Below are 21,518 nucleotides of genomic sequence, written 5' to 3' on the forward strand. Positions count from 1 at the left end.
TCAATTATACCGTTTCAAAAAACTCAAGCGGCTTACTGTCTTTGCTCAGCGTTACGAACGCTTTCTTCCACTCGCTCGTATAGCCGGAATGACGTCCGTAGCGTTTTGGTTTTGCAGGAACACGAAGCGTATTTACGTTACTTACTTTCACGTTAAAAATGGCTTCGATTGCTTTTTTAACTTCGACTTTGTTAGAACGAATGTCAACCTCGAAAACGTATTTCAAGTCATTCATCATACCAGCCGTACGTTCGGTGATAACCGGACGTTTGATAATATCACGAGGATCCTTCATTACGCGAGCACCTCCTCTACCTTCTGAACTGCTTCCTTCGTAATGATCAGTTTGTCGTGTCCAAGCACATCAAGAACATTAATGCCGTCTGCGGCTACAAACTTCACACCAGGAATATTACGAGCGGACAGTGCTACATTATCATCATAGCTAGGAGCTACGATCAATGCTTTACGATCAGCTTTAAGGTTATTCAAAATGGCTGCGAATTCTTTCGTTTTAGGTCCGTTCAGTGTAAGAGCGTCCAATACGATAATTTCATTCTCAATCACTTTAGATGACAACGCCGATTTGATCGCCAGACGACGAACCTTTTTAGGCAATTTGTAAGCATAGCTGCGTGGAGTGGGACCGAATACAGTACCGCCACCAACCCATTGCGGTGCACGGATCGAACCTTGACGAGCGCGGCCAGTACCTTTTTGTTTCCAAGGTTTACGTCCGCCACCACGTACTTCAGAACGTCCTTTTACTTTGTGAGTACCTTGACGCAGGGAAGCCAATTGCATAACAACAGCGTCATGAAGAACGTGCTTATTCGGCTCGATACCGAACACTGCGTCGTTCAATTCAATTTCACCAACTTGGCTGCCGCTAATATTAAATAGTGCTACTTTTGGCATTTCGTGTTCCTCCTTTCTTCAGTTGTTTATTTTTTCACCGTTTCTAATACTTTAACGAAGCTATTTTTAGGTCCTGGAATGGAACCTTTCACGAGCAATACATTACGTTCTGTATCGATCTTAACAACTTCAAGACGTTGGATCGTTACCGTTTCATGCCCCATGTGTCCTGGAAGGTGTTTACCTTTAGGAACGCGGTTAGCTTGAATGGAACCCATAGAACCTGGACCTCTGTGGTAACGCGAGCCGTGTGCCATTGGTCCGCGGCTTTGTCCCCAACGTTTGATAACGCCGGCAAAACCTTTACCTTTAGAAATACCTGTCACGTCAACGAACTCGCCTTCTGTGAAGACATCAGCCTTCAGTTCTTGGCCAACCTCGTACGCAGCAAGGTCGATGCCACGAAGTTCACGAACGTAGCGCTTAGGTGCAGTATTTGCTTTTTTCGCATGTCCTGCTTCAGGCTTGTTGGATCTTTTTTCTTTCTTATCAGAGAAACCGAGTTGGATAGCTTCGTATCCATCGTTTTCCAGATCTTTCTTTTGCAGAACAACACAAGGGCCTGCTTCGATAACCGTAACAGCAAGTACGTTACCTTCAGGGGTAAACACTTGAGTCATTCCGAGTTTTTTTCCTAAGATACCTTTCATGTTGACACCTCATTTCTTTTCCTAATTACATATTACAATTTAATTTCGATATCTACACCGGACGGCAGGTCCAAGCGCATCAAGGCATCCACAGTTTGTGGAGTCGGGTTAACAATGTCGATCAAACGCTTGTGTGTGCGCATTTCGAACTGCTCCCGGGAATCCTTGTACTTGTGTACCGCACGGAGAATAGTAATGATTTGTTTTTCAGTTGGCAGCGGAATTGGCCCGGATACACCTGCGCCCGAACGTTTAGCTGTTTCAACAATTTTCTCAGCGGATTGATCAAGAATTCTATGATCGTAAGCTTTCAAACGAATACGAATTTTTTGCTTTGCCATTTTAGTCCCTCCTTCTATCGCCCAATTTGGTATCGGACATACTCCGTGAAAATTTTCCGACAGCCCTCCCATGGCAAAGGGGCCGGGTGTGTCAGTAACCTCTCACATCATCGCACAGTCACAAACAACATTAGTTATTATATCGAATAGTTCTGCCTATTGCAAGCAAAAACGAAAAAACAATGCATCTTATTTTCAAAAGATACAATTGTGTTCGCAGCTTGCGATTTTTCCAAGAGAAAAGCCCCCGCACCAGGGCAGGGGCTCGTTTAGCTTCGTTCCAATACAATGTTACTCGTTCCAGTACACTGTTGCTCTATTTAAAGGCTAAAGCCTTCTTATTTGGAGATTGTTGCTACGGCACCAGCGCCAACTGTACGTCCACCTTCACGAATAGAGAACTTAGTTCCTTCTTCGATAGCGATCGGGTTGATCAGTTGAACAGTAACCGTAATGTTATCACCAGGCATTACCATTTCGGAACCTTCTGGCAAAGTAATGATACCAGTTACGTCAGTTGTACGGAAGTAGAACTGTGGACGGTAACCAGTGAAGAAAGGTTTGTGACGTCCACCTTCTTCTTTAGTCAAAACGTAGATTTGAGCAGAAAATTCTGTATGTGGGTTAACAGAACCTGGTTTAGCCAATACTTGACCACGCTCGATTTGTGCACGATCTACACCGCGAAGCAGTGCGCCGATGTTGTCACCAGCTTGAGCGGAATCAAGCAATTTACGGAACATTTCTACGCCTGTTACTACGGATTTACGGGATTCTTCTTGAATACCGATGATTTCGATTTCGTCGCCCACTTTAACTGTACCACGCTCTACACGGCCTGTAGCAACTGTACCACGACCAGTGATGGAGAATACGTCCTCGACAGGCATAAGGAAAGGCTTGTCAGTGTCGCGTTCTGGAGTTGGGATGTAAGTGTCGATTGTTTCGAACATTTCAACGATTTTCTTAGCCCAGTCGCCATCTGGGTTTTGCAGTGCTTCACGAGCGGAACCGCGAGTGATTGGAGTGTCGTCGCCTGGGAAGTCATACTCGCTCAGCAAGTCGCGAACTTCCATTTCAACCAATTCCAGCAACTCTTCGTCTTCAACCATGTCGCATTTGTTCAGGAATACAACGATGTAAGGAACACCAACTTGGCGGGACAACAGGATGTGTTCGCGAGTTTGCGGCATTGGGCCGTCAGCTGCGGATACAACCAGAATAGCTCCGTCCATTTGTGCAGCGCCAGTAATCATGTTTTTAACATAGTCGGCGTGACCTGGGCAGTCAACGTGTGCATAGTGACGGTTAGGTGTTTCATATTCCACGTGTGCAGTGGAGATTGTGATACCGCGTTCGCGCTCTTCTGGAGCTTTATCGATTTGATCGAATGCTACAGCAGCACCACCGTAAGTTTTGGACAATACAGTTGTGATTGCAGCAGTCAAAGTAGTTTTACCATGATCGACGTGACCAATAGTACCGATATTAACGTGCGGTTTGTTACGTTCAAACTTAGCCTTTGCCATTTGAACAATTCCTCCTCAATAACTTGTTTTATTTTAGGCTGCCGGATGCCCTTTTGGTAAAACCTTAAGTATACCGGTCAGCTGATACATTGTATTACTCGCCGCCTTTAGTTTTGGCAACGATCTCTTCAGCAATGCTCTTCGGCACTTCTTCATAATGAGAAAGTTCCATAGAGAACACGCCGCGTCCTTGTGTACCGGAGCGAAGTGTAGTCGAGTATCCGAACATTTCGGACAAAGGCACCTTCGCACGAATGATTTGAGCTCCACTACGGGAATCCATACCTTCAATCCGACCACGACGGGAGTTCAACATACCCATTACGTCACCCATGTATTCCTCAGGAACCGTTACTTCAACTTTCATAATCGGTTCAAGCAAAACTGGTTTACATTTGTCTTTCGCTGCTTTCAGCGCCATTGATCCGGCAATTTTAAATGCCATTTCATTGGAATCGACATCATGGTATGATCCGTCCACGATTGTAGCTTTAACGTCCACAAGCGGGAAGCCTGCGATAACGCCGTTTTTCATTTGTTCCTCAATACCAGCAAGAGCAGGTGCGATGTACTCTCTAGGAACAGAGCCGCCGACTACCTTACTTTCGAATTGACTACCAGTACCTGGTTCGAGTGGTTCGAACTCAACCCATACGTGACCATATTGACCACGACCACCGGACTGACGAACGAATTTACCTTCGACACGTGCTGGAGCACGGAACGTTTCACGGTAAGCAACCTGTGGTTTACCCACATTCGTTTCTACCTTGAACTCACGACGCATACGGTCAATGATGATGTCCAAGTGAAGCTCACCCATACCTGCCAAGATGGTTTGACCTGTTTCTTCGTTAGTATGAGCGCGAAGAGTTGGATCCTCTTCAGTCAACTTACCGAGAGCTACAGACATTTTATCTTGGTCAGCTTTGGTTTTAGGCTCAACCGCGATTTCGATAACCGGATCAGGGAAATTCATGGACTCGAGAATAACAGGACTCTTCTCATCACACAGTGTATCACCTGTACCCGTATCTTTCAAACCTACGGCAGCCGCAATATCACCAGAGTAAACTACAGTGATTTCTTGACGACTGTTCGCATGCATTTGAAGAATACGTCCGATACGTTCGCGTTTACCTTTTGTTGCATTCAATACGTAAGAACCGGATTGAAGAACACCGGAGTATACGCGGAAGAATGTCAACTTACCAACGTAAGGATCCGTCATGATTTTGAAGGCCAATGCGGAGAATGGCTCTTCATCGGAAGAGTGACGTTCAACTTCCGTACCGTCTTCCAAATGCCCTTGAATACTTGGCACGTCAGTAGGAGCCGGCAAATAGTCGAGAACAGCATCCAACATCAGCTGAACACCTTTATTACGGTAAGAAGATCCACAGATAACTGGGAAGATTTTAACTTCTACAACACCTTTACGGAGAGCGGCTTTAATTTCGGCAACCGAAATTTCTTCGCCTTCCAGGTATTTCATTGTCAATTCTTCGTCCAGTTCAGCAACCTTCTCGATCAATTCATTACGGAGTTCCTCAACCTGATCTTTGAATTCCGCAGGAATTTCTACTTCTTCGATATCTTGACCAAGATCATCTTTGTACATATGAGCTTTTTGTTCAACGATATCGATAATACCAGTAAAATCATTTTCCGCGCCGATTGGCAATTGAATCGCAACTGCGTTCGCTTGAAGGCGATCACGCATGTCGGAGACAACATTCAAGAAGTCGGCACCAATGATATCCATTTTGTTTACATATGCGATCCGTGGAACGCCGTAGCGATCAGCCTGTCTCCATACGGTTTCGGACTGAGGCTCAACGCCTTCTTTCGCACTGAAAACACCAACTGCTCCGTCCAATACACGAAGGGAACGTTCAACTTCAACAGTGAAGTCAACGTGCCCCGGGGTGTCGATGATATTGACGCGGTGACCTTTCCAGGCAGCGGTCGTCGCAGCGGAAGTAATCGTGATTCCGCGCTCTTGTTCTTGTTCCATCCAGTCCATTGTCGCAGCGCCTTCGTGAACTTCACCGATTTTGTGCGTACGGCCTGTGTAGAACAAGATCCGCTCTGTTGTTGTGGTTTTACCCGCGTCAATATGAGCCATGATCCCGATATTACGTGTATTTTTCAAGGAGAACTCTCTTGCCATGAAATGGGTCTCCCTTCAAAATTGAAGTTATTTTTTTGAGCTGAATCCTACCAACGATAGTGAGCAAACGCTTTGTTTGCTTCAGCCATTTTGTGCGTGTCTTCACGTTTTTTCACGGAAGCGCCTGTGTTGTTGGAAGCATCGATAATTTCAGCCGCCAAACGCTCTTCCATGGTTTTCTCACCGCGGTTGCGGGAGTAGTTTACGAGCCAACGTAATCCCAGGGACGTACGTCTTTCTGGTTTTACCTCGATTGGTACTTGGTAGTTGGCACCGCCGACACGGCGTGCTTTAACTTCCAGGACTGGCATGATATTCTTGATAGCTGCTTCAAAAACTTCCATCGGGTCATTCCCCGTACGTTCTTGGATAAGCTTGAACGCATTGTACAGAATGCTTTGAGCAACGCCTCGTTTTCCGTCGAGCATGATGCGGTTGATCAAGCGGGTAACCAACTTGCTGTTGTATACCGGATCTGGCAACACGTCTCTTTTGGTAACTGGACCTTTGCGTGGCATGGATATCCCCCTTTCTTACATGTTAAACCGACATATGCGGTTTATATCTCATTAGGATTTTTTAGCTTTAGGGCGTTTTGCGCCGTATTTGGAACGAGCTTGCATGCGGTTGTTTACGCCTGCAGTATCCAAAGCACCGCGAACGATATGGTAACGCACACCCGGAAGGTCTTTTACACGACCGCCGCGAATCAGCACTACGCTGTGTTCTTGAAGGTTATGTCCAATACCTGGAATGTAAGCAGTCACCTCTACACGGTTCGTCAAGCGAACACGAGCATATTTACGAAGTGCGGAGTTTGGTTTTTTCGGAGTCATAGTACCTACACGAGTGCACACTCCGCGTTTTTGCGGGGCACTGATGTCGGTAGCTTCACGTTTCAAGGCATTAAAACCTTTTTGCAAAGCCGGTGATTTCGATTTCTCGATTTTGGCTTGACGTCCTTTACGAACCAGTTGGTTAATAGTTGGCATGTTGGTTGCCACCCCCTTCCTCAATTTTTGCTGTTACTTTACAAACCTTATCTAAGCCCACAGACCCAGGCGGTTCATAAAAGAACAAATGAAAAGTCTTTGCCGCCAAGAATAACAATTCCTTAGACAAAAACGTTCCTTACCCTATTGTTTTACGATAGCAGCCATTGCGGCTCCCACTTCAATCCCACATGCAGCTCCGAGATTTTTCATTGTGTCTACGAGAGTCACTTTGACTCCTTGCTTGTTGCACAAAGCAATGATGTTGGAAGTGAGACGCTGATCTGCGTCTTCTGCCACATATACTTCTGAGGCAAAGCCCAATTCTACCATACGAATGGTTTGTTTGGTACCGATTTTGACATGAGCATCTTGCAGTCCCTGTTCTTTAGACATATCTCATTCCTCCGAAAAGACCCAATAGCATATAGGCTGCTCACGCACCTTTGCTATATTAGCATTGACTATAAGTAATGTCAAGACAATTATAAACTATAATTCATTTAAACAGAATAGTACGATTCATTTTTGAAAAACACCGGAGCACCGTCTGCTATAGCTTTTATGCAAAGCTTATGTCTACGGTGTTCCGGCAATCATACTATTTTTATATTACTCGGCCGAAATTGGTTCGAGCTCCTCAGATGGAAACTGCCCCTCTTCCGGTTGGGCAAATTTCACGCTACGGTAACGGTTCATACCTGTTCCCGCAGGAATCAATTTACCAATAATTACGTTCTCTTTCAGCCCAAGCAACTGATCGACCTTGCCTTTAATAGCTGCATCAGTCAAGACACGAGTAGTTTCCTGGAAGGATGCTGCTGACAAGAAGGAGTCAGTTTCCAGAGAGGCCTTGGTAATACCGAGCAGTACCGGCTTAGCTACCGCTGGTTCTTGGCCGCTGAGAATCGCTATCTTGTTTGCATTTTCATACTCATGGACATCAACAAAGGAACCTGGAAGTAAGATCGTGTCGCCCGCATCAATGATACGGATTTTACGCAACATTTGACGAATCATAACTTCTACGTGCTTGTCGTTGATTTCTACGCCCTGGTTCCGGTATACGCGTTGAACTTCCTGAAGGATATAGTTCTGCACCCCGCGAATACCTTTAATACGCAGCATTTCTTTAGGATCAATCGAACCATCCGTCAGTTCGTCCCCAGCTTCAACAGTCATACCTTCGCTTACGCGCAGGCGGGAACCATATGTTACTGAATATGTTTTCGTTTCAGCTTCACCCTGAATGTCGATCTCACGGCGGTCTTTACCTTCACGAACTTCTTTAACTGTACCGTCAATTTCACTAATAGTTGCCTGACCTTTAGGATTACGTGCTTCAAAAAGCTCCTGGATACGAGGCAAACCTTGTGTAATATCGTCACCCGCTACGCCGCCTGTGTGGAACGTACGCATAGTAAGCTGTGTTCCTGGCTCACCAATGGATTGTGCAGCGATAATACCAACTGCTTCACCAATCTCAACGTGTTTACCAGTAGCCAGATTGCGACCGTAGCATTTCTTGCAGACGCCATGTTTAGCACGGCAACTTAGTACAGAACGAATCTGAACTTTGTGTACACCGGCTTTAACAATCGCTTCAGCTTTGTCGGAGTCAATCAGTTCGTTACGTCTAGCCAAAATCTCGCCAGTCTCAGGATGACGTACCGTTTCAAAGCAATAGCGACCTTCCAGACGGTCATAGAGATCCTCAATCACTTCTTTACCGTCCTGAATACGACTTACTGTGAAGCCTTTATCCGTTCCGCAGTCTTCTTCGCGCACGATAACATCCTGTGCCACATCTACGAGACGACGAGTCAGGTAACCGGAGTCAGCCGTACGGAGGGCTGTATCCGCCAAACCTTTACGCGCTCCGTGAGTGGAGATGAAGTACTCGAGTACTGTCAGACCTTCACGGAAATTTGATTTGATTGGGAGTTCGATAATACGTCCGGATGGATTGGCCATCAGACCACGCATACCACCGAGCTGAGTAATCTGTGACTTGTTACCCCGCGCTTTGGAGTCCACCATCATCATGATAGAGTTGTAGCGATCCATGGACTTCATCAATACTTCGGTAATATCATCTTTCGCTTTAGACCAAATGTCGATAATCCGGTCATAGCGTTCTTCATTCGTAATCAGACCACGACGATACTGATTCGTCACAACTTGCGCTTTGTCCTCAGATCCCTTAAGAATCTCTTGTTTTTCCACCGGCACGATTACGTCCGATACAGCAACGGTTACCCCTGCACGAGTGGAATACGTAAAGCCAAGCTGCTTGATTTTATCCAGAATTACAGCTGTTTCTGTTGTATGGTAAGTCTCAAAACAACGGGCAATGATATTACCAAGGTAATCCTTGCCTACTCCGTTAGCTTGCGGAGCGTTTTGAATGGCTTCTGTAAGATTTACACCCTTCTCGTAAACAAAGAACTCCTCCGCAGTACCATAAAGCAGGTTCGCACGGGTCGCATCATTGATGTACGGGAAGCTTGCCGGGAAAATTTCATTAAAGATAATTTTACCAACCGTTGTGATCAACATCGCTTCCTGTTGTTTTTCCGTAAAGCTCGTTTTATTCAAAGCTTTAACCGGAATAGCTACACGAGCATGAAGACCAGCTGTACCGCGTTGATAAGCCGATATAGCTTCATTCATGTTGCGAAGGATCATATTGCTTCCTTCTTCTTCTTTGTTATCCATAGTCAGATAGAAAGAACCAAGAACCATATCCTGGGAAGGTGTAACAACTGGCTTGCCGTCTTTCGGATTCAAAATGTTGCCGGATGCTAGCATAAGCAAACGAGCTTCAGCTTGAGCTTCCGCAGACAACGGAACGTGAACAGCCATTTGGTCACCGTCAAAGTCGGCATTATATGCAGTACATACGAGCGGATGCAGACGAATCGCACGACCCTCAACCAAAATCGGTTCGAACGCCTGGATACCGAGTCTATGCAACGTAGGGGCACGGTTCAGAAGAACTGGATGCTCCTTGATTACTTCTTCCAGTACATCCCATACTTCTGCACTCACACGTTCTACTTTACGCTTGGCGCTCTTGATATTGTGCGCCAAACCTTTGTTCACTAGTTCTTTCATAACAAAAGGTTTGAACAGTTCAAGTGCCATTTCTTTCGGCAAACCGCATTGATACATTTTCAAGTACGGACCTACAACGATAACGGAACGACCAGAGTAGTCAACACGTTTTCCGAGCAAGTTCTGACGGAAACGTCCTTGTTTACCTTTCAGCATGTGGCTGAGGGATTTCAAAGGACGGTTACCTGGACCTGTAACAGGACGACCACGACGACCATTATCAATCAAGGCGTCAACAGCTTCCTGCAACATCCGTTTTTCATTTTGTACGATAATATCTGGCGCACCTAGATCTAACAGACGTTTCAGACGGTTATTACGGTTAATAACACGACGATACAAGTCGTTAAGGTCAGAAGTAGCGAAACGACCACCATCCAACTGTACCATTGGACGAAGCTCAGGAGGAATAACAGGAAGTACGTCCATGATCATCCAATCCGGTTGGTTGCCGGAGTTACGGAATGCCTCAATAACTTCAAGGCGTTTGATTGCACGGTTACGACGTTGTCCTTGAGCTGTACGCAGCTCTTCTTTCAAGAATTCCAACTCTTTGTCTATATCCAAATCTTGAAGAAGCTTTTTAACCGCTTCAGCACCCATACCTGCCTGGAATCCATAGCCATATTTCTCACGATAACTACGGTATTCTTTCTCGGACAGGAGTTGCTTTTTCTCCAAAGGCGTATCTCCTGGATCGGTTACAACATAAGATGCGAAGTAAATGATCTCTTCCAGAGATCTTGGAGACATATCAAGAGCAAGACCCATACGACTTGGAATGCCTTTAAAGTACCAAATGTGCGATACAGGAGCAGCCAACTCAATATGGCCCATACGCTCACGGCGAACCTTAGCGCGAGTAACTTCTACTCCACAACGGTCACAGACAACACCTTTATAGCGTACACGTTTGTACTTACCGCAATGACATTCCCAGTCTTTCGTAGGTCCGAAAATTTTCTCGCAAAATAGTCCTTCTTTTTCCGGTTTAAGCGTACGATAGTTAATCGTCTCCGGTTTTTTGACTTCTCCGCGGGACCAAGAACGAATCTTTTCGGGGGAAGCAAGCCCGATTTTCATATATTCGAAATTGTTAACGTCCAACAAGGAGCAACCCTCCTTAACCAAATCCTGAGTTTTTAGGTTTGATACCGCCCAGCAACACCGGGCGGTATCAAGAAACCTGATCCATTCTAGAATGGATCAAGGTATATAACAAAGCTGATATGAGTCAGTCAGCAGTCAAACTACTCTACGCCAACCTCAGAGCCTTCCAGATTCAAACTCAGCTTATCGCTGGTTGTGTCATCCTCATCATCAAGCTCTCTCATTTCGATCTCTTGTTCGTCTTCAGACAGAATCTTCACGTCCATACCCAAGCTTTGGAGCTCTTTGATCAAGACCTTAAATGATTCTGGAACACCCGGTTCAGGTACATTTTCACCTTTGACAATGGATTCGTAAGTTTTAACACGTCCAACCACATCATCGGATTTCACAGTCAAAATTTCCTGAAGCGTGTACGCTGCGCCGTAGGCTTCCAATGCCCATACTTCCATCTCCCCGAAGCGCTGTCCACCGAATTGAGCTTTACCACCCAATGGTTGTTGCGTAACGAGAGAGTAAGGACCTGTAGAACGAGCATGGATTTTATCATCGACCATGTGCGCCAGTTTGATCATGTGCATGACACCGACAGTAACTTCACGTTCAAAACGATCACCCGTACGTCCGTCATACAACACAGTCTTACCATTACGTTGCATGCCTGCCTCTTCCATTGTATCGAATACATCATACTCCTTGGCACCATCGAATACTGGAGTTGCAACATGAATACCAAGACGCATTGCAGCCATACCCAGATGGACTTCAAGCACCTGTCCGATGTTCATCCGTGAAGGTACGCCCAGCGGGTTCAGAACGACCTGTACTGGTGTGCCATCCGGCAGGAACGGCATATCTTCTTCAGGCAAAATACGGGCAACGACACCCTTGTTACCGTGACGTCCAGCCATTTTATCGCCTTCGGAGATTTTACGTTTTTGAGCAATATATACACGAACCAACTGATTTACACCTGGTGGCAATTCATCACCATTTTCACGTGTAAACACCTTTACATCTACAACAATCCCGTCTGTTCCGTGAGGAACTCTCAAAGAAGTATCGCGAACCTCGCGTGCCTTCTCACCAAAGATTGCATGTAAGAGACGTTCTTCAGCTGTCAATTCAGTCACACCTTTAGGTGTAACTTTACCAACGAGAATGTCACCTGCGCCGATTTCGGCACCAATACGAATGATTCCACGCTCATCCAAGTTGCGAAGCGCTTCTTCACCGACATTTGGAATGTCGCGAGTGATTTCTTCAGGTCCAAGCTTCGTGTCACGAGCCTCGGATTCGTATTCCTCAATATGGATTGAGGTGTATACATCTTCCTTAACCAGTTTCTCACTCAGCAGGATCGCATCCTCGTAGTTGTAACCTTCCCAAGTCATGAAGGCAACGACAACGTTACGTCCCAACGCCAACTCACCCATCTCTGTAGATGGACCATCCGCAAGAATATCGCCAACTTTGACAATATCTCCTCTGTTCACAATCGGACGTTGGTTGATGCAAGTTCCTTGGTTAGATCGCATAAATTTGTGTAATTTATACTTAACAATGTCGCCCTTCACTTCAGCGCCATCTACAGTTTCGATACGACGCAACCAAATTTCGTTAGCCGAAGAACGTTCGATAACTCCGTTGTATTTGGATACAACGCAAACACCAGAATCTTTCGCAGACTTGTGCTCCATTCCTGTTCCGACCAATGGAGACTTCGGAATCAGAAGTGGGACAGCCTGACGCTGCATGTTGGAACCCATCAATGCGCGGTTAGAGTCATCATTCTCCAGAAACGGAATCAACGCAGTCGCGACCGATACGACCTGTTTAGGCGATACGTCCATGTAATCGACACGGCTACTAGCCATCGGAATAATGTTATCAGACTGTTTGTTATAACGGACAATGACGACCTCATCCTTAAAGGTGCTTTCCTCCGTCAATTCCGCATTCGCCTGAGCTACGATGTAGTTATCTTCTTCATCAGCAGTCAGGTAATCAATCTGCTCTGTAACCTTTCCGGTTTTTGGATCTACCCAACGATAAGGCGCTTCGATAAATCCGTACTCGTTGATGCGTGCAAAAGTGGACAAAGAGTTGATCAAACCAATGTTTGGTCCCTCTGGTGTCTCGATAGGACACATGCGGCCATAGTGACTCGGATGGACGTCACGCACTTCCATGCCCGCGCGTTCGCGCGTCAAACCGCCGGGTCCGAGTGCGGACAAACGACGTTTGTGCGTTAATTCAGCAAGCGGGTTCGTCTGATCCATAAACTGAGACAGCTGCGAGCTACCAAAGAACTCTTTAATCGAAGCAATTACCGGACGTATGTTAATCAGCGCTTGTGGCGTAATTACATTAGCATCCTGAATCGACATTCTTTCACGCACCACGCGTTCCATACGGGACAAACCGATACGGAACTGGTTTTGGAGCAACTCACCTACAGAACGCAAACGACGGTTACCCAAATGGTCAATATCGTCCGTACTTCCGATTCCGTGAAGCAAGTTAATAAAATAACTGATGGAGGAAATAATATCGGCAGGCGTAATATTCTTAACCGATTTATCAATATTTCCGTTAGCAATCAGTTTTACTACTTTACCATCCTCAATTGGTGAGAATACATCGATCGTTTGAAGTGGAATATCATTGCTTTCTAGCACACCACTCGCAACATGATACGTACGATGTCCTACTGATTCCTCCAGTTGGGCCAAAATCTCGTCCAACAGGCGGCGATCTACCATTTGTCCGGCTTCAGCGATGATTTCACCAGTTGTTGTATCAATCAAAGTCTCAGCAAGTCGTTGATTGAACAGACGATTTTTGATGTGAAGCTTTTTATTGATTTTGTAACGGCCTACGTTGGCCAGATCATAACGTTTTGGATCAAAGAAGCGCGCAACCAGCAAGCTCTTTGCGTTATCCAGTGTAGGCGGCTCACCCGGACGAAGACGCTCATAAATTTCAATCAGCGCTTTCTCGGTGGAATCCGTGTTGTCTTTATCAAGTGTGTTGCGGATATATTCGTCATTGCCGAGCAAATCCAGAATCTCAGCATCAGTGCCAAAACCCAGCGCACGCAGCAACACCGTAACCGGAATTTTACGGGTACGGTCAATCCGGACATAGATAATATCCTTCGCATCCATCTCCAGTTCGAGCCAAGCCCCCCGGTTAGGAATTACCGTTGCGGTGTATGTTGTTTTCGCATTCTTGTCGACTTTTGTGCTGAAATAGACGCTGGGAGAGCGAACCAACTGGCTGACAATAACCCGTTCCGCACCGTTAATAATAAACGTACCCGTTTCAGTCATCAGCGGGAAGTCTCCCATGAATACTTCCTGCTCTTTCACTTCCCCGGTTTCTTTATTAATAAGCCGGACTTTTACCCGAAGCGGTGCTGCATACGTAACGTCGCGTTCCTTTGCGTCGTCAACGGTATATTTGGGTTCTCCGAGAGAATAGTCGATAAACTCCAGAATCAGATTTCCAGTGAAATCCTGAATTGGAGAAATATCCCGAAACATTTCCCGTAATCCTTCCTCCAAAAACCAATCATAGGATTTTTGTTGGATCTCAATCAGGTTCGGAACCTCGAGTACCTCATTAATACGTGCATAACTGCGCCGAGTGCGTCGACCATATTGAACAAGATGTCCTGCCAACTTAAACTCACCCCTCATGTCTACTCACTTTAAAAATACATTGCGAACCTCTGTTTGTGACCTTATAATAAGACACATACAGAAGATTCAATCTTACAAATACAGAAAAGCCCTTACTCGAATGCATTCGAAAAAAGAGCAACGTATCTGCAGAATCCTCTTACCGGAAGATCTTCATCACTTGTAGATTTGCCCAAAATGGTTGTATTATACGTAATAGAGATAAATACTATACCTACTACGCATAAATCTATTGACATTTCAACAAACTAAAGCCATGGAGGGCATCCTAATACTGACATTTTATAATAATATCACAGACCTGGATTCAAGTCAATGGTCCTATTGCATTTTCTCAAAAACTTTTTTCAGCCTTCAAAATTCGATAACCTTTATCCTTTGTAACTTCCTCTACATAACCGAAAAGGCTCTCTATCTTAGCACTCGCCGAAGGGGCCCCCTGCTTTTTCTGAATGACTACCCACAAAGCTCCACCCTCGTTTAAATGCTCATAAGCAAGCTCAAAAATAGTATGCACTGTTTCTTTCCCTGCACGTATAGGAGGATTCGTCAAGATCACGTCAAAACGTTCATTCTTCACTTCCGCAAACAAATCGCTTTGCTTAATGGTGACATTCTTAACCCCATTACGTTCCGCATTCTCTATCGCTAGTTGAACGGCTCGCTCATTAATATCAACCATTGTGACGTGTCCCTCGGGGACAAGCGCGGCTGCCGCCAAACCGATCGGCCCATAACCGCATCCTACATCCAATACCGAAGCTTGTGCAGGAAGCTGCATCGCTTCAATCAGCACACGACTCCCGTAATCAATTCCCTGCTTCGAAAAAACGCCTGAATCGCTGGCAAAACGGTATGACCGCCCCCGAAGCACTGTTTCCAGGCTCCGTCGTTCATGCGCCGTCTCTGGCCGCTTGGAGTAATAATGATCAGCCATTCATGCCCACCTCTTTCGGTTGTACTACCATCATAGCCTTTACAATAACCTTTCAGACATGCTGGTACTACCGTTTTACAGCAACAAACCCCTTGAAGATCACCTCAAGGGGTTTGTTTTAGTTCATTATCTGCTAGAAAGCAGTCAATTATTTTACTTCTACAGAAGCGCCTGCTTCTTCCAATTTTGCTTTAATGGATTCAGCTTCTTCTTTAGCGATTTTTTCTTTCAGTGGTTTTGGAGCGTTGTCAACCAGTTCTTTTGCTTCTTTCAGGCCAAGACCTGTGATTTCGCGAACTGCTTTGATAACGTTGATTTTGGAAGCGCCAGCGCTTGTCAAGATTACGTCGAACTCGGATTGCTCAGCTTCTGCTGCGCCACCTGCTGCGCCACCTGCTACAGCTACTGGAGCTGCTGCAGTTACGCCGAATTCTTCTTCGATTGCTTTCACGAGATCGTTCAGTTCCAATACGGACATACCTTTAATTGCTTCCAAGATTTGCTCTTTACTCATGGTTGAACCTCCATTTAAATTCGTATTTTTTTGTTTTCAACTGCTATACAGCAGATTTAATCCCTAACTTATGCGCTTTGCTCTTCTTTTTCTGCAACAGCTTTAACTGCAAGCGCGAAGTTGCGCACAGGAGCTTGAAGCACGCTGAGGAGCATGGAAAGAAGACCTTCGCGGGATGGCAGTTCTGCCAGTGCTTTGATTTCCTCAACACCGATAACGCGACCTTCTACAACTGCACCTTTCAGTTCCAGTGCATTGTTCTTCTTAGCGAAATCGTTCAAGATTTTAGCTGCAGACACTGCATCATCTTTGCCGAACGCGATTGCAGTAGGACCTGTCAATACTGCGTCCAGTTCAGTCAATTCTGCTGCCGCAGTTGCACGGCGGAGCAGTGTGTTTTTCAGCACTTGAAATTCGATTCCGGCTTCGCGAAGCTGCTTACGCAGCTCAGTTACTTGGGCAACATTCAGACCGCGATAGTCTGCAACCACAGTTGTTACGCTCTCGCGCAATTTTGCAGCTACAACTTCAACAGCTTCTTGTTTTGCTTGAATCACCTTTGCATTTGCCAAACTGTACACCTCCTGATCAATTTATCCGCTTTGTTCGAAGCACCCGATCTGGTGATCTTACAAAGCTTGCTTTCATAAGCATGAAAAAAGCCTCCGTAGAGTACGAAGGCTTGATAAATCTACATGGACGGGACAAGCCCGTCACATGAAACGTTCTATCATAACACCTCGGTAGGAAATTAAGCCCGAAGGCACCTACTGTCTACGGTAAGCATATTCAACTTTAATGGTCAGTCACAAGGACTCACAACTTTTATAGAATAACAAATTTGATTGAGTGTGTCAATCAAAATATTATCTGTAAACAGATGCGTTCACACGTGCACTTGGTCCCATAGTCGAAGAAATAGCGATGTTTTTCAGGTATACACCTTTAGCAGCCGCTGGCTTCGCACGGTTCAAGGCTTCAACCAAGGCTTTAAGGTTCTCGTTCAGCTGTTCAGCACTGAAGGAAGCTTTGCCGATTGGCGCATGAATTTGACCGGCTTTGTCGAGACGGTATTCGATTTTACCGGCTTTAATTTCTTGAACAGCCTTGGCAACGTCGAAAGTAACTGTGCCTGCTTTAGGGTTAGGCATCAAACCTTTACCACCGAGCAAACGACCCAGTTTACCAACCTCACTCATCATATCAGGTGTCGCAACGCAGACGTCGAATTCGAACCAGCCTTGTTGGATTTTGTTGATCATATCTTGATCACCAACAAAATCAGCGCCAGCCGCTTCCGCTTCTTTCACTTTGTCACCTTTTGCAAATACCAGAACACGTTGTGTTTTACCCGTACCATGCGGCAGGACAACAACACCACGAACAGCCTGGTCTTGTTTACGGGAATCTACGCCCAGACGAACTGCTGCTTCAACGGTTTCGTCGAATTTAGCAGTCGCAGCCTTTTTCACCAGTTCAACGGCTTCTAAAGGCTCATAAGTTGCTTCGCTGTCAATCAGCTTAGCAGCTTCCAGGTACTTCTTACCATGTTTAGCCATAATGTTTTCCTCCTTATGTGGTATTAGCGGATATTCCTCCCACACTTGCCGGACAGTCAAACTGCCGGCACACGTAGATTAATAAAATTAATCTACGATGGTGATACCCATGCTGCGAGCAGTACCTTCAACCATACGCATTGCCGATTCTACGGAAGCTGCGTTAAGGTCAGGCATTTTTTGCTCTGCAATTTGACGAACAGCAGCGCGATTTACAGTTGCAACTTTCGTTTTATTCGGTTCACCGGAACCTTTTTCGATTTTAGCAGCAACTTTCAACAGAACAGCAGCCGGTGGAGTTTTGGTGATGAACGTAAAAGAACGATCCTCAAATACCGAAATTTCAACCGGAATAATCAGGCCTGCTTGATCAGCAGTACGAGCATTGAACTCTTTACAGAATGCCATGATGTTGACACCTGCTTGACCCAAAGCTGGACCTACTGGAGGCGCTGGATTAGCTTTCCCTGCAGGAATCTGCAGTTTTACCATTTTAATTACCTTTTTTGCCATGGATGACACCTCCTTGACTCAATAGTGGTAGACGGACCTATCGATCCTCCCACAAGAAACCTGTAAGAAAAATCTATATTTTCTCCACTTGAGTATAATCCAACTCAAGCGGGGTTTCCCGTCCAAACATGTTGACGTGAACCTTAAGCTTGCTCTTCTCAACCAAAATTTCTTCCACGGAGCCCACAAAATTCGCAAAAGGACCAACTTTAATTCGCACGGATTCCTTAACATCGAATTCAATCTTCGGTTTCGGCTCTACCATGCCCATATGCTTCAGAATCTGTTCAACTTCTTCTGGAAGCAATGGCGTCGGTTTGGAACCCGAGCCTGTCGACCCTACAAATCCCGTAACACCTGGTGTGTTGCGTACAACATACCAAGAGTCGTCGGTTTGGACCATTTCGACTAAGACATAACCAGGGTAGACTTTACGCATAACGGTTTTTTTCTTACCGTCCTTGGTTACCAGTTCTTCTTCCATAGGAACAAGAACACGGAATATCTTGTCTTCCATGCCCATGGACTCAACGCGTTTTTCCAAATTGGCTTTGACTTTGTTCTCATACCCTGAATAGGTATGAACGACGTACCATCTTTTTTCCATATCAAGCCACCTGGAACCCTTCCTAGATAATCGCTTCGATCACAGCGGAAATGCCGATATCGAGAACCCAAAAATAAATCGTGACGAACGCAATTGTCCCTATGACAATCAGCGTATAGTTGGTCAGTTCTTTACGATTGGGCCAGCGAACCTTCTTGAGTTCAGCCCAGCTTTCAGAGAAAAAGGAAAACAGAGACTTGAAACTGCGTTTCACGCCGACTACACCTCCAAAAACTATCTGGTTTCCCGATGAGAAGTCTGTTCGTTACAGGACTTACAGAATTTCTTCATCTCCATGCGGTCGGGGTGATTACGCTTGTTTTTCGTCGTTGTGTAATTTCTTTGTTTGCATGTTGTACAAGCCAAAGTAATAATTACCCGCATGATGTGCACCTCCCGAAGACATCCAACACCGGAAGTCTCATAATTGATCCTAAAAAAAACCGCGAATTTAGGCCTACCTAAAACACTTTATCACACGGGGTTTTCCATGTCAACGAATGTTTGCATACAATTCGCAGTCCCGGCTGTGGTGCATTTTAACATCTGTGCATCCTTTAAAACTGTTCTCTGAAAAGCTGCTTCAAAAATCAAGGCGATATCTATTATTCATCTTTTTTAGTATAAATCATTTGTAACACTTATAAACCTGCATAGCCTACCTATAACGAATAAAAAAAGACTCGGACTCGAGCCTTTTCCTTGTCAGCCTCTACTTTCAACTATCTCTTACTTCCAGATACTTTTCAAGTTTACGCTTGACCCGTTGCAGCGCGTTATCAATGGATTTCACATGGCGGTCAAGATCCTCTGCAATCTCCTGATACGAACGTCCGTCCAGATACAACATAAGTACCTTGCGTTCCAGCTCGCTCAGAATCTCGGACATCTTGTCCTCAAGGCCCACAAACTCTTCCTGATTGATTATCAGCTCTTCAGGGTCACTTACTTGTGTTCCGCAAATCACATCGAGCAACGTCCGGTCTGACTCTTCATCATAGATGGGCTTGTCCAGAGATACGTAAGAGTTCAGAGGAATGTGCTTTTGTCGTGTAGCCGTCTTAATTGCCGTAATAATCTGTCGTGTAATGCACAACTCGGCGAAAGCCTTGAACGAAGCAAGCTTGTCTCCCTTAAAATCACGAATGGATTTGTAGAGACCAATCATGCCCTCCTGAATAATATCCTCGCGATCAGCACCAATCAGGAAGTAGGATCTGGCCTTGGCCCGCACAAAGTTTCGGTATTTGTTAATCAGAAACTCCAGCGCTTCCCCATCACCTTCATGGACTGCTCCGACAATGTCTTCATCATTTTTGTAATCAAACTTTGACAACATGATATCCTTGAGGTCCACACTCACTAACAATCCCTCCGGCTGCAACGCAAGGTACCCGTTACTCTCTCAAATATACGACAAGTATACGCGATGTAACCTGATACCGTCAACCACAACAACCTAAAAAAGAAGAGCGCTAACAAAATTGTCAATGGTTTCAAAATGGAGAAGGGTCCAATTATTGGTTTATTCTCTTCTCCATCGTTCAAACAACTTTCGAAGCTCCGGACTCAGTTTGGCATCTAGCGAGTTACGGGACAATTTGGCACTATCCTGCTGGATTCGCTTCTGCACTTCCCTTTCGGATTCCTCAATCTCGATCAGTAATTCCCGCGCCGACACCCTGAGTGCACCTTGTCCAAATGCGACATGTTGCTCTACCTGATCGCTTGTGGCTACGTAAATACTTCTTCTTTTACTGCTCAGCTCTCGAACCAATCGCTCGATGCACTCATCAGCAGTTTCTTTTTCTCTGGTAAAATAAATCTGGACTTTGCTCTGGGCAAAAGTTTTACCTAATCCTGGCACCCTGTAAGCATCAAATACGACGATGACTCTTCTGCCGGAATACGCCTGATGATCCGCCAGCCGTTCAAGAAGTCTGTCCCTCGCTTCCTGCATACCAGATTGTACCAGTGCGGAAAGTTCGGGCCAGGCTCCAATCATATTGTAACCGTCCACAAGCAGAACATCCCGCATGTCAGCCATATCGTTAGCCCCGTGCCTGTCGTCCGCGCAATACTTCGTACATGACAACACCTGCAGCTACAGAAGCATTAAGGGAATTAATTTGCCCCGCCATTGGCAGCTTGACGAGTACATCGCATTTCTCACGGATCAAACGGCCCATCCCTTTATTTTCGTTACCAATGACAATGGCTACCGGTCCCGTGAATACTCCATTCCCAAAGACAGGGTCTTTCGCTGTAACATCCGTACCAACTACCCATACACCCTCTTCTTTAAGACGGTCAATGGTTTGTCCCAGATTGTTTACACGCGCCACCGGGACGTACTCCACAGCACCTGCCGATGTTTTGGACACCGTTACAGTTACAGCTGCAGAACGCCTTTTCGGCACAATAACACCATGCGCTCCAGTACAGTCCGCTGTACGAAGGATGGAGCCCAAATTATGAGGGTCTTCAATCTCATCCAGCAAAATTAAAAACGGCTCTTCTCCCTTATCACGAGCAGTGGCGAGCAATTCTTCCACTTCAACATAGGCAAAAGGCGCAGCTTGCGCGACCACTCCCTGATGCTGAATGCCCGGAACCATTTGATCCAGCTTACGCTTGTCCACCTGCAAAACAATGATTCCTGCTTTTTTCGCCTCAGCTGTAATCGGCAGCGTCAAATGTTTTTGTGCATTATCCGCAATCCATATTTTATTTATCGTTCTGCCTGAACGCAATGCCTCCGTTACCGAATGCTTACCGGCAATCCATTCTTCTTCCATCTCTAGCTTCCTCCCGGGAAACGGACGATGCTTGTTCCATCCAGTCCGTTCCC

General features: G+C 45.7%; 22 protein-coding genes and 1 other annotated feature. All 22 genes read right to left on the reverse strand.

The window, feature by feature from the left end; translation table 11 throughout:
• Positions 1 to 4 precede the first annotated feature (4 nt).
• The 22 genes from rplW to rlmB all read right to left on the reverse strand — a co-directional run bounded on the left by rplW (position 5) and on the right by rlmB (position 21,465).
• Positions 5 to 295, reverse strand: coding sequence for a 50S ribosomal protein L23 (rplW, locus tag JOE49_RS02540; RefSeq protein WP_013312159.1), 291 nt, complete (start codon positions 293 to 295; stop codon positions 5 to 7).
• The gene (rplD, locus tag JOE49_RS02545) at positions 295 to 918 is read right to left on the reverse strand and encodes a 50S ribosomal protein L4 (RefSeq protein WP_013312160.1); all 624 of its coding nucleotides are present in this window, start codon (positions 916 to 918) and stop codon (positions 295 to 297) included. The genes rplW and rplD overlap by 1 nt, the downstream gene beginning before the upstream one ends.
• A 26-nt stretch (positions 919 to 944) precedes the next feature.
• Positions 945 to 1,568 (reverse strand): 50S ribosomal protein L3, encoded by a 624-nt coding sequence (gene rplC / locus JOE49_RS02550; RefSeq protein WP_013312161.1) that lies wholly within the window; start codon positions 1,566 to 1,568, stop codon positions 945 to 947.
• Positions 1,569 to 1,600: 32 nt separating this feature from the next.
• Positions 1,601 to 1,909 (reverse strand): 30S ribosomal protein S10, encoded by a 309-nt coding sequence (rpsJ, locus tag JOE49_RS02555; RefSeq protein ID WP_005544556.1) that lies wholly within the window; start codon positions 1,907 to 1,909, stop codon positions 1,601 to 1,603.
• A 338-nt stretch (positions 1,910 to 2,247) separates the two neighbouring features.
• Entirely contained in the window at positions 2,248 to 3,438 is a 1,191-nt protein-coding gene (gene tuf, locus JOE49_RS02560) for an elongation factor Tu (RefSeq protein WP_023990558.1), read from the reverse strand.
• 94 nt (positions 3,439 to 3,532) lie between these two features.
• Entirely contained in the window at positions 3,533 to 5,611 is a 2,079-nt protein-coding gene (fusA, locus tag JOE49_RS02565) for an elongation factor G (protein ID WP_023990559.1), read from the reverse strand.
• A 47-nt stretch (positions 5,612 to 5,658) separates the two neighbouring features.
• Positions 5,659 to 6,129 (reverse strand): 30S ribosomal protein S7, encoded by a 471-nt coding sequence (rpsG, locus tag JOE49_RS02570; protein ID WP_007432586.1) that lies wholly within the window; start codon positions 6,127 to 6,129, stop codon positions 5,659 to 5,661.
• 51 nt (positions 6,130 to 6,180) lie between these two features.
• Entirely contained in the window at positions 6,181 to 6,603 is a 423-nt protein-coding gene (rpsL, locus tag JOE49_RS02575) for a 30S ribosomal protein S12 (RefSeq protein ID WP_007432587.1), read from the reverse strand.
• 144 nt (positions 6,604 to 6,747) lie between these two features.
• Complete coding sequence (locus JOE49_RS02580) at positions 6,748 to 6,999, reverse strand: ribosomal L7Ae/L30e/S12e/Gadd45 family protein (protein ID WP_007432588.1); 252 nt, start codon at positions 6,997 to 6,999, stop codon at positions 6,748 to 6,750.
• Between the two features lie 216 nt (positions 7,000 to 7,215).
• Positions 7,216 to 10,830, reverse strand: coding sequence for a DNA-directed RNA polymerase subunit beta' (gene rpoC, locus JOE49_RS02585; protein ID WP_209940506.1), 3,615 nt, complete (start codon positions 10,828 to 10,830; stop codon positions 7,216 to 7,218).
• A gap of 140 nt (positions 10,831 to 10,970) precedes the next feature.
• The gene (gene rpoB, locus JOE49_RS02590; RefSeq protein WP_209940507.1) at positions 10,971 to 14,516 is read right to left on the reverse strand and encodes a DNA-directed RNA polymerase subunit beta; all 3,546 of its coding nucleotides are present in this window, start codon (positions 14,514 to 14,516) and stop codon (positions 10,971 to 10,973) included.
• Between the two features lie 355 nt (positions 14,517 to 14,871).
• On the reverse strand, positions 14,872 to 15,474 hold the full coding sequence (locus JOE49_RS02595; RefSeq protein WP_209940508.1) for a class I SAM-dependent methyltransferase: 603 nt from the start codon (positions 15,472 to 15,474) through the stop codon (positions 14,872 to 14,874).
• A 148-nt stretch (positions 15,475 to 15,622) separates the two neighbouring features.
• Complete coding sequence (gene rplL, locus JOE49_RS02600; RefSeq protein ID WP_010348819.1) at positions 15,623 to 15,988, reverse strand: 50S ribosomal protein L7/L12; 366 nt, start codon at positions 15,986 to 15,988, stop codon at positions 15,623 to 15,625.
• Positions 15,989 to 16,056: 68 nt separating this feature from the next.
• Positions 16,057 to 16,560: a 50S ribosomal protein L10 gene (rplJ, locus tag JOE49_RS02605; protein ID WP_013312168.1), complete on the reverse strand. Its 504-nt coding sequence runs from the start codon at positions 16,558 to 16,560 to the stop codon at positions 16,057 to 16,059.
• 74 nt (positions 16,561 to 16,634) lie between these two features.
• Positions 16,635 to 16,786: a sequence feature (ribosomal protein L10 leader region), on the reverse strand.
• Between the two features lie 68 nt (positions 16,787 to 16,854).
• Positions 16,855 to 17,547 (reverse strand): 50S ribosomal protein L1, encoded by a 693-nt coding sequence (rplA, locus tag JOE49_RS02610; RefSeq protein ID WP_013312169.1) that lies wholly within the window; start codon positions 17,545 to 17,547, stop codon positions 16,855 to 16,857.
• 87 nt (positions 17,548 to 17,634) lie between these two features.
• Positions 17,635 to 18,060, reverse strand: coding sequence for a 50S ribosomal protein L11 (gene rplK, locus JOE49_RS02615; RefSeq protein ID WP_007432595.1), 426 nt, complete (start codon positions 18,058 to 18,060; stop codon positions 17,635 to 17,637).
• A gap of 73 nt (positions 18,061 to 18,133) precedes the next feature.
• The gene (gene nusG / locus JOE49_RS02620; RefSeq protein ID WP_007432596.1) at positions 18,134 to 18,667 is read right to left on the reverse strand and encodes a transcription termination/antitermination protein NusG; all 534 of its coding nucleotides are present in this window, start codon (positions 18,665 to 18,667) and stop codon (positions 18,134 to 18,136) included.
• 22 nt (positions 18,668 to 18,689) lie between these two features.
• Positions 18,690 to 18,881, reverse strand: a complete 192-nt coding sequence (gene secE, locus JOE49_RS02625; protein ID WP_013312170.1) for a preprotein translocase subunit SecE — start codon at positions 18,879 to 18,881, stop codon at positions 18,690 to 18,692.
• A gap of 20 nt (positions 18,882 to 18,901) precedes the next feature.
• Positions 18,902 to 19,051 (reverse strand): 50S ribosomal protein L33, encoded by a 150-nt coding sequence (gene rpmG, locus JOE49_RS02630; RefSeq protein WP_023990562.1) that lies wholly within the window; start codon positions 19,049 to 19,051, stop codon positions 18,902 to 18,904.
• Between the two features lie 334 nt (positions 19,052 to 19,385).
• Positions 19,386 to 20,030 (reverse strand): RNA polymerase sporulation sigma factor SigH, encoded by a 645-nt coding sequence (gene sigH / locus JOE49_RS02635; protein ID WP_016324748.1) that lies wholly within the window; start codon positions 20,028 to 20,030, stop codon positions 19,386 to 19,388.
• A 162-nt stretch (positions 20,031 to 20,192) separates the two neighbouring features.
• Positions 20,193 to 20,714 carry an NYN domain-containing protein gene (locus JOE49_RS02640; RefSeq protein WP_023990563.1) on the reverse strand — a complete coding sequence of 174 codons (522 nt, stop codon included), beginning with the start codon at positions 20,712 to 20,714 and terminating at the stop codon, positions 20,193 to 20,195.
• 4 nt (positions 20,715 to 20,718) lie between these two features.
• Positions 20,719 to 21,465: a 23S rRNA (guanosine(2251)-2'-O)-methyltransferase RlmB gene (gene rlmB / locus JOE49_RS02645; protein WP_023990564.1), complete on the reverse strand. Its 747-nt coding sequence runs from the start codon at positions 21,463 to 21,465 to the stop codon at positions 20,719 to 20,721.
• Positions 21,466 to 21,518: the final 53 nt, after the last annotated feature.

Origin of the sequence: Paenibacillus sp. PvR133 (assembly GCF_017833155.1) — a bacterium.
GTDB classification, from domain to species: domain Bacteria; phylum Bacillota; class Bacilli; order Paenibacillales; family Paenibacillaceae; genus Paenibacillus; species Paenibacillus polymyxa_B.